Annotated in this window: 8 protein-coding genes; 4 read left to right on the forward strand and 4 right to left on the reverse strand. The window is 69.0% G+C overall.

Annotated elements, in window-relative coordinates:
* Nucleotides 1–23 precede the first annotated feature (23 nt).
* The 3 genes from M2165_RS16975 to M2165_RS16985 all read right to left on the reverse strand — a co-directional run bounded on the left by M2165_RS16975 (nucleotide 24) and on the right by M2165_RS16985 (nucleotide 5,016).
* Nucleotides 24–2,921, reverse strand: coding sequence for a hypothetical protein (locus tag M2165_RS16975; RefSeq protein ID WP_280817562.1), 2,898 nt, complete (start codon nucleotides 2,919–2,921; stop codon nucleotides 24–26).
* An 81-nt stretch (nucleotides 2,922–3,002) separates the two neighbouring features.
* On the reverse strand, nucleotides 3,003–3,629 hold the full coding sequence (locus tag M2165_RS16980) for a hypothetical protein (protein WP_280815761.1): 627 nt from the start codon (nucleotides 3,627–3,629) through the stop codon (nucleotides 3,003–3,005).
* 247 nt (nucleotides 3,630–3,876) lie between these two features.
* The gene (locus M2165_RS16985; protein WP_280815762.1) at nucleotides 3,877–5,016 is read right to left on the reverse strand and encodes a phosphatase PAP2 family protein; all 1,140 of its coding nucleotides are present in this window, start codon (nucleotides 5,014–5,016) and stop codon (nucleotides 3,877–3,879) included.
* A 242-nt stretch (nucleotides 5,017–5,258) separates the two neighbouring features.
* On the opposite strand from M2165_RS16985, the gene M2165_RS16990 reads away from it, so the two are divergent.
* Nucleotides 5,259–5,843: a YSC84-related protein gene (locus tag M2165_RS16990; protein ID WP_280815763.1), complete on the forward strand. Its 585-nt coding sequence runs from the start codon at nucleotides 5,259–5,261 to the stop codon at nucleotides 5,841–5,843.
* Between the two features lie 6 nt (nucleotides 5,844–5,849).
* Here M2165_RS16990 and M2165_RS16995 read toward each other — a convergent pair whose 3' ends face one another.
* Entirely contained in the window at nucleotides 5,850–6,683 is an 834-nt protein-coding gene (locus tag M2165_RS16995) for a plasmid replication/partition related protein (protein WP_280815764.1), read from the reverse strand.
* 341 nt (nucleotides 6,684–7,024) lie between these two features.
* On the opposite strand from M2165_RS16995, the gene M2165_RS17000 reads away from it, so the two are divergent.
* From M2165_RS17000 to M2165_RS17010, 3 genes are all read left to right on the forward strand, one after another.
* On the forward strand, nucleotides 7,025–7,573 hold the full coding sequence (locus M2165_RS17000; protein ID WP_280815765.1) for a sigma-70 family RNA polymerase sigma factor: 549 nt from the start codon (nucleotides 7,025–7,027) through the stop codon (nucleotides 7,571–7,573).
* 87 nt (nucleotides 7,574–7,660) lie between these two features.
* On the forward strand, nucleotides 7,661–7,867 hold the full coding sequence (locus M2165_RS17005; protein ID WP_280815766.1) for a DUF4880 domain-containing protein: 207 nt from the start codon (nucleotides 7,661–7,663) through the stop codon (nucleotides 7,865–7,867).
* 83 nt (nucleotides 7,868–7,950) lie between these two features.
* The gene (locus M2165_RS17010) at nucleotides 7,951–8,202 is read left to right on the forward strand and encodes an MbtH family NRPS accessory protein (RefSeq protein WP_280815767.1); all 252 of its coding nucleotides are present in this window, start codon (nucleotides 7,951–7,953) and stop codon (nucleotides 8,200–8,202) included.
* Nucleotide 8,203: the final 1 nt, after the last annotated feature.

Genomic DNA, 8,203 nt, shown 5'->3' on the forward strand with positions numbered 1-8,203 from the left:
GCCGGCGACCGGTGACGCCCCGGTCAGGGCGTGGTGCTGTCGACCTTGACCGAGAAGGTCATCGTTGCCGTTCCACCCGGCGACACCGTGTTCGACAAGGTGCCGCAGTTGGCGGTGGTCGACGAGGCCGAGTAGTTCGCGGCCCCGAAGGCGGGCGACACGCCGCTGGAGAAGCACCGGCTTGCCGCCGGCGGCGGCGTGGCGCCGGCCAGCCGGGTGTAGGCGGGCACGGTGTCGCTGATGACCAGGTTGGAGACCGGCGCCGAGCCTTCGTTGGTCGCCACGACGCGGTAGACCAGGCATTCGCCGGGCTTGGCGGTCAATGCGGCCGCCGACGAGGGCACCTCGGTCCCGTCGCAGTTGACGTCGAGCGCCTGCGTCTTGACGAGGCGGATCTGGCCGGTGATGACCGTGGTGGTGTCGGTGGCCGAAGGCGCACCGCAGGAGGTGGCGCCCGAAGGAAAGGTCACCGTGACCGTCGCCGTGTTCGCGCTGCCGGCCGTGGCGCCGCCCGGGGCGAACACCTTGACCAGCAGCTTCTGGGCTGCGCCCGCCGCCAGCGGGCCGGCGATGGTGTCCGTCACCAGCGTGTCCCCGCCGTCGATCTGGCCGTCCCCGTTGTTGTCCACATAGAGTGCCGTCGTCCAGCCCGCCGAGCTGTCGGCCGGCGGGAGCGTTGCCGTGAAGCTGTAGGGCCCGGCACAGCTCTGGCTGCCGGTGTTGGTCAGCGTGTGGGCGTACACCACCGAGCCGCCCGGTGCCACCTGGCCGCTGTTGCTCGGGGTCAGGGTGGCGCTGTAGCTGCTGGCTGCCGTGACCGTCACGGCATCGGTCTTGGTGTCGATCGCCACGGTGCCGCTCGTCGAGCGCACCTGGAAGTAGATGCGCTGCGCGGTCACGGGCACCTGGGAGGCGGGCGGCGTGACGCAGGCGTTGAAGGCCGTCTGCGCACCGCTCGCCACGGTCACGGTGGTGATCGCCGCGGCGCTGCAGTTGCCGCCCGCTTCGACGAATTTCACCGTCCAGCCCGGCGGCAGGCTGCCCGGGAAGTCGTTGGTCTGGCTGGCCGCCAGGCTGAAGGTCTTCTCCGCCGTGTCGTTGTTGCGCACGAACAGGTTGAACACCGTGCCGGTGCCGGCCGCGGTCGAGTTGGTCGTCGTCGGTTGCGGGCTCGGGCCCGTGCCCACGTCGCCGTTGCCCGTGTTGCCTGCAACGCCGTTGCCGCTGGCGGTGTTGGTCAGGTCCACCAGCGTGCCCGTCATGGCGGTCAGCGTGTCGCGCGTCGAATCGAGCTCGGTGCTGTCGGCGGTCGAGCGGCCCGTGACGATGGCGCTGAAGGGTCCCGTCGGCAGCGTTGCCGGTGAAGGCAGCGTTGCGGCCAGCACGATGTCGACGCTCCCTTGCGCCGGAATCGGCCCGGTGTCGACGATGCCGTCGCCGTTGTTGTCCCGCAGCGGCCTCGTGCCGTCGCTCGCGAAGAGGGCGAAGGTGGTGCCCGTGGGAAAGCTCCCGGCGGCGACCGTCAGGTTCACGAGATCGGACCCGTTGCCCGCGTTGAAGACCTTTTGCGGGAACCGGATCGTGCTGCCTGCGGGTGCGCTGGCGATCGTGGTGGTGTCCGCCGCGTTGTCGTTCGGCACGCCGGGGTTGGTGTCGTTCGACGCCGTGGTGTTGCCGGTGGCGGAGCCCAGCACGATGCCGTAGGTGCCGGTCACGGTGAAAGCGGCATTGTTCGTGCGCGTCAGCGAGCTGCCCGGCGATGAGGTGGTCGCATTGGGCGAGTCGACCGGGGTGTAGTTCGCCGCGTTGGTGGTGGTCGAGGTGCCGATGGCCGCCGTGCTGTTGACCAGCACGACGAAGCTCACGGTCTGCGAGGTGTTCGCGGGCAGCGAATTGACGACGAAGCTCAGCGTGTTGCCCGACGCCGCATAGTCGATGCCGGCCGGATCGCCGCCCGCGCCGTCGCCGAGCGCCGTACCCGATGCGTTGCTCCAGACCGCCGAACCCGGCACGTAGGTGAAGCCGCTCGGCAGCGTGTCGGTCATCGCGAACTTGCCGCCCGAGGCGCCGGTGTTGTTGAAGCGCAGCGTGTAGGTGGTGTAGGTACAGCCTGATGCCGGCGCGGCGGCGGCCGCGACCGTCGCCTGGCAGGTCGAGAATGCGGCCGGCCCGCTGGTCGAGGCCGCCGGCCAGTTGCCGCCGTTGGCCGACCAGGCGACCGCCGGAACGCTGAGGGCCTTGGAGGCGTTGAAGGCCGCGCCGGTCGTGAGGTTCACCTGATCGCGGTCGGCCACGGACTGGTTCGAGGATGCGTACAGCGACGGCGTGCCCGGTGTTGCCGTGACCGTCGCGGTCACCGGCGAGGTGAAGCTGCTTGAACTCGCGGTCGCCGGGATCGAATAGGCCACCACGAAGTGGAAGGCGCCGTTGTTGCCGGCCACCGTCTGGGCCGGCACGCTGCACGAAGCGCTGGGCACTGCCGAGCAGAGCGTGGCCGTGCTGTCGGGCTGGCCGTCGGCGTTCGCGTCGGCGAACACCTCGACCTTCGAGAAGCCGTTCGGGCTCGCCGGTGCGCTCACGTTCACCGTGAAGGTGTCGCTGCCGTTGCCGGTGTTGACCAGCGTGTGCGGTGCGTACACCGTCGCGCCCGCGGCGCCGGTCTTGTTGTTGACCACCGTGGTGGTGACGGTGCTCTGGCCGTCGAGCATGAACGAACCCACCTGCTGGACCGTGGTCTGCACGAGGTTGGAGGTGGCGACCTGGCGCACGCCGTTCGGATCCAGGTAGCTCGCGGAGGCCTGGTTGCCGATCACGGTGTTGGCGGGCGGCGACTGGGCCAGGGCGCCGGTGCTGCCGAACAGCAGGCCCAGCGCCAGGACGGCCGCCATGGTCCAGGCGCGCCGGAACCCGGCCGTGCGCATTGGCAAGAAGAAAATCATTTGCTGCTCCCTGAAGTTTTTATGGGGTGAGGGGCTCGGCCTGGCGAGCCTCCGGGCGGGGCCTCAGGGCCCGGCTTTGACGGGCTGTTGCGCTGGCACCGGCGGTGCCGCCGCCCGCACCCGCGCGCGCGCGCTCACCGCCGTGCTGCCGTTCGCAGGCAGCGAGCCCAGCGCCCAGCGCAATCGGCGGTATTCGTCATAGGGAACGGGCTCCGATTTGCCGTTCACCGTGCGAGTCAGCGGTTCGGGCCCGAACAGGCCGTCGCGCGCGGCCGCTTTGACCAGGCCTGCGCCGGGCCTGGCGCTCCGGGGCAGGTATTCGAGTTGCTCGGGAATTGGCAGATCCGCCGTCAATCCCGCGATCGGCTTAGCCGTCTGGTTGGTGTAGGTGGCCCTGTATTCGAGGATGTCGCCGGGCTTGACCGAACTCGCATCGACCAGCCGTTCTTTGCCGGCCGAGTCCTTTTCAACCTTGTGCTGGGTCAGGGCAACGGCGAGGGGACTCTTCTTTTCGGCGGCCGGCGCGGCGGCGCTCGTCTGGGCGAGGGCCGGGGCACCGAGCATCAGCAGGGCGGCGGCTGCGGCGCCACAGAGCCCGCGGGCGCCCGTGAAGGTGTTCAGGCGCGTCGACGGCGGAATTGCCGTCCGGGTGGAAGGCGCCTTCCGGGAAACATGCTGGAGCAGAAACACATGCACCTCTGTCGTTGGTGAAATACAGAAGTGCCAATTGTCTTGTCACAATCAAAAAATCGTTTTTTGATTTTTTAACATTGAGGTTAATTGTTGTGTGAATAAATTCACGCTTTGTTTTTTTGAAATGTCAATTCGATTTGAAAATGTGAATTGACGTGAGGAGAATGCAGGTCGGGCGGATCAGGGTGTGCGTGAAATGATTTTCGTGAATTCAAAAAAAATCATTTGAATGGCAAATGTTTAATCAGACTCCGCGGCCCGCCCCCAGCCTCGCCTGCAACACGGCCAAGAGCGCCAGCACCGGCAGCACCAGCTCCAGCACTTCCTCGAAGCTCAGCGCCACATGGGCGCGCAGCGTTGCACCGGTCGCGGGCGGTGCCGGCATCTGGTCGAGCATCACCGCCGTGCTCACCACCACGAGAAAGGTCAGCCAGGTCGCGGCTTCGGGGCATCGCCGCAGCCAGATGCCCAGCGCCGGCCGTTGCGCCCAGGCGCGCGCCGCGAGCCAGGCGGCAGCGGCGGCGGAGGCCGCGAACACCGCCCAGGCGGCTTTGGCGCCCGAAGGCGCCAGGTGCCAGTCGGCTTCGCGCGCGGCCAAGGCGAGCAGCACGGCGCAGATGGCACTGCGGTCGAGGCGCGAGAGCGCGCGCACGCGGACCAGCAGGAAGCAGAGCGCCGCGGCGAGGTAGAGCTGCATCGTTCCGAGCTCGATCGGGCCGTTCTCTTCCAGCAGCACGGGCGCATGCGGCAGGCGCAGCCCGATCCAGGCCGCTGCCGCCGCGAAGACCAGCACCACGCACGGTGCCGCCGCGCTGCCCGCGAACAGCCGCAGCGCCGCGGCCCCCATGCCCGCGAGCTGCGGCGCGCCCCGCGCCAGCAGTAGCCGCAGGCCGAGCAGCCCGGTGGCGAGCGTCGCCGCCAGCAGCGCGCCGGCCGCGATGTCGAGCGGAAAGTGAATGCCGACATGGATGCGCGCCCACCCGGTGAGCAAGGCCGCGCCCAGCATCAGAAGGCCGGCGTCGCGCAGCGGACGCCGCCCCAGGAGCACGAAGGCCATAGTGAACATCACCGAGGCATGCGTGCTCGGAAGCCCCGCGCGCACGCCGTGCGGCACGTGCGGCGGGCTGAGTCCGAGGACGAAGGGCCGCGGCATGCCGATGGCGGCCGCGACCTCGTGCGAGATCAGCGAGGCGGCCCCGCCGGCTGCGACCGCCGCAAGGAGATGGAGGCGCTCCGGCGCGCGGCGCCAGCCGATCCAGGCGAGCGCCGCGGCGCAGGCCCACGACGATCCCACGGCGATCGCCGAGGCGAACCGCAGCCACGCCGGCGACGGCGAGAAGCCCGCGGCCAGCGCGTCGAAGAGGGTGAGATTCAGCGCATGCATCGAAGCGGTCGTTTTCGTCCTTGGACAGAGGGGCCTCCATCCTACGGCCGGCTCCCGGCGGCGGGGATCAGAGGCCGCGCTTGCGCTTCTTGCGCGGCGCGAGTTGGCGTAGGCGCTTTTCCAGACCTGCCGGCGGGGCCGTCCGGGCGTCGTAGCATGAAACGGCCAACAGGCGGCCGGGCGCGGGCAGGACTCGGGCGCCCGGTCTTTCGTCATCACAGCAAGCAGAAGAGGAGAACGCCATGCCATCCATTCATTTCCGCAGCCTCGCCATCGCATGCGCCGTCGCAGTCGGCGGCTTCGCGGTCGTGGGCTGCACCACCACGCGGCCCGACAACCAGGCGAGCGCCACGTCGTCGCGCGCGTCGATCGATGCGCAGGTCGATGCCGCACTGTCCAAGCTGTACAGCAACGTCAAGGGCTCGCGCGAGATGGTCGCCGCGTCGAGCGGGGTGCTGGTGTTCCCGGCCGTGGTCGGCGCGAGCATGGGCGTCGGCGCCGAATACGGCCGCGGCGCGCTGCGCATGAACGGTCGCACCCAGGCCTACTACAGCACCACTGCGGGCTCGGTCGGCTTCCAGGCCGGCGCGCAGTCGAAGGCGGTGATCTACGTGTTCAACACGCCGGCCGCGCTCGACAAGTTCCGCAACAGCAAGGGCTGGACCGCGGGCGCCGACGCCACCGTGGCGGCGGCCACAATCGGCGCGAACGGCAGCATCGACACCAACACGATCCGCCAGCCGGTGGTGGGCTTCGTGCTCACCAACGTGGGCCTGGAGGCGGGCGTCTCGCTCTCGGGCGCGAAGATCACCGAAATCCGGCTCTGAGCGGCTTCAAGCGGTGGCGAGCTGCGCCTGCAGTTCCGCCACCTGCCGGCGCAGCGCTTCGTTCTCGGCCGTGAGTTCGGCCACGCGCTGTTCCAGTGCGGCGAGCGCGTCGGCCTCCTGCGGCTGATCGCCGGCGTCGGCGGCTTCCGCCTGCGCATCGCGCGGCTTGCGCTTCGCCTCGCGCACGCGTTTCGCGGCCTGCCTGAGCTCGTCCTTGCCGGCGTTGGCCGCCGACACCTGCTGCTCGGCCGGCAGCGTGGCCACGGCGGCCGCGGTGTTGATCGAGATCACGCCCGACTTCACCGCGGCCACCAGCTCGGGCGCGGCCTGCTTCTGGATCTTCTCGATCATCACCACCTGGTTGCTGCTCAGGCGTGCCGCGCGCGCAATGGCTTCGCGGCTGTTGAGCGGCGCGGGCGGGGGCAGGGCGGCGCCCGGCTCGGCCGCGGAGGGCGTGTCGACGTCGAAGGGCGGATCGTCGTCGCGCGGCGCCGCCTCCGTCATCGTGCGCGCGCGGCGGTTGTCGACGATGTCCTTCTTGCGCAGCGCCAGCACGCCGCGCAGGAAGTCGGAGATGCTGCGCCGGCCCAGGTGCTGGTCGATCATCCAGAGGTGCACGTCCTCGATGGTCTGGAAGCGCGTGTTCTGCACCGTCTGGAACGGCAGCCCGTGCTTCTGGCAGATGCCGTAGCGGTTGTGGCCGTCCACCAGCACGTCGCCCCAGAGCACCAGCGCGTCGCGGCAGCCTTCGGCGAGGATGCTGCGCTCCAGCGCCTCGTATTCCTCCGGCGTCAATGGATCGATGTAGGCCTTGAGTTCTTCGTTGACGACGATGTTCATGGGGAAAGGGAAGCGGTGCGTAGAGGCAAAGGGGCGGAATTCTAGGGCCCCCGCCGCGGGCGTTCGCACGATCATCCTGCTGTCATGCGGCCCGCCCACCATCCGCGAGGCGAAGGAGGCGCGGATGCGATGCGCAGGCGCCGCGGCTGTCTCGCTTTGGCGCGCTCGAACGTCTTAAGGGCATGGAGCGCGAGATGGGACAGAACCAGGGCCGATGTGTATCCACAAGTAGTAATAATTCTCATTTGTATTGAACGCTTCAGGAGTACTGCTCTCATGTTCATGTGCCTGCATGCGCGCCGACGTTCTTTCTCCGGGCCTTTGGCGCCCCGCTTCTTCGCATGAGGCGGGAGCCGATCGACATGGCCCTGCATCTGCCCGAGCCTTCGCTGGCCGAGGTCTTCATCGCCAACCGTCCGCAGCTGCTGCGCGTGGCGCGCAAGATCGTGCGCACCGCGGAGCTGGCCGACGACGTGCTGCAGGACGCCTACCTGCGCATCGTCGACGGCGCGAGCGTGCGCAAGGCCGAGCGGCCGATCGGCTATTGCTGCCAGGTGGTGCGCAACGTGGCGCTCGACTGCTGTCGCCGCCACACCGTCGAGGCCAACTACCGCAGCTTCGACGTGGACGTGGAGGCGCTCGACGTCGCCGGGCCGCCTTCGCCCGACCGCCTGATGCGCGAGCGGCAGGCTATCCATGCGATCGACCGGGTGCTCGCCGGACTGCCCGCGCGCACGCGGCTCGTGTTCGAGCTCTACCGGCTCGAAGGGCTCACGCAGCGCGAGATCGCACAGCGCCTGGGCTGTGCGCTTGGGCTCGTGAACGGCCTCATCGCCGAGGCCGCGCAGGCCATCAAGGCCTGCGGCCGGCTGCTCGACGACGACGATTGAGCGCCGCCGCGCGCGGATGGTGTAGGGTAAAAGCTTTACCCTCGCATGCATTGCGCCGCGGCGCGATGCATCGCATCCTTCACGCACATGACTCAGGACGAACAGGACGACCCCATCTGGAGCACCGCATGGCAATGGGTGCAGCGCGAATACGACCGCGAGCGCTTCGACGCGGCTGCGCAGAAGGAGATGACGGCCTGGCTCGTGGCCGATCCGCGCCATCGCAAGGCCTACGACCGCGCCGCGAGGCTCTGGCTGCTCGCCGGCATCGTGCCGCCCGCCGCGGCCGAATGAACAGATCGCGTCCCGAAGCGTCTTGTTGACAGGGGAGCGGCAATGGTCCGCTTCCTTCTGTTCAACCGCACAAGGACGCACCCATGTCGACGAGCTGCTTCGATCGCGAAGACGAGACCTTCATCGTTCTGGTCAATCACGAAGACCAGTACTCCATCTGGCCCCACTGGAAGGCCGTGCCCAAGGGCTGGACCGCGGTCGAAGGCGTGAAGGGCGACAAGAAGACGGTGCTCGCCCACGTCGAGCAGGCGTGGACCGACATGCGGCCGCGCTCGCTGCGTGAGTGGATGGCGCAGCAGGAACAGCGCCCCGCGACCCACACCGCCGCCGGCTGAC

This window comes from Variovorax sp. TBS-050B, from assembly GCF_029893635.1.
In the GTDB taxonomy this organism is placed as follows: Bacteria; Pseudomonadota; Gammaproteobacteria; order Burkholderiales; family Burkholderiaceae_C; genus Variovorax.

Bases quoted from the DNA above. Each gene is read 5' to 3' on its own strand.
- M2165_RS16990 (WP_280815763.1), top strand. From the start codon at position 5,259: ATGCCATCCATTCATTTCCGCAGCCTCGCCATCGCATGCGCCGTCGCA.
- M2165_RS16985 (WP_280815762.1), bottom strand. From the start codon at position 5,016: ATGCATGCGCTGAATCTCACCCTCTTCGACGCGCTGGCCGCGGGCTTC.
- M2165_RS17000 (WP_280815765.1), top strand. From the start codon at position 7,025: ATGAGGCGGGAGCCGATCGACATGGCCCTGCATCTGCCCGAGCCTTCG.
- M2165_RS17005 (WP_280815766.1), top strand. From the start codon at position 7,661: ATGACTCAGGACGAACAGGACGACCCCATCTGGAGCACCGCATGGCAA.
- M2165_RS16995 (WP_280815764.1), bottom strand. From the start codon at position 6,683: ATGAACATCGTCGTCAACGAAGAACTCAAGGCCTACATCGATCCATTG.
- M2165_RS17010 (WP_280815767.1), top strand. From the start codon at position 7,951: ATGTCGACGAGCTGCTTCGATCGCGAAGACGAGACCTTCATCGTTCTG.
- M2165_RS16975 (WP_280817562.1), bottom strand. From the start codon at position 2,921: ATGCGCACGGCCGGGTTCCGGCGCGCCTGGACCATGGCGGCCGTCCTG.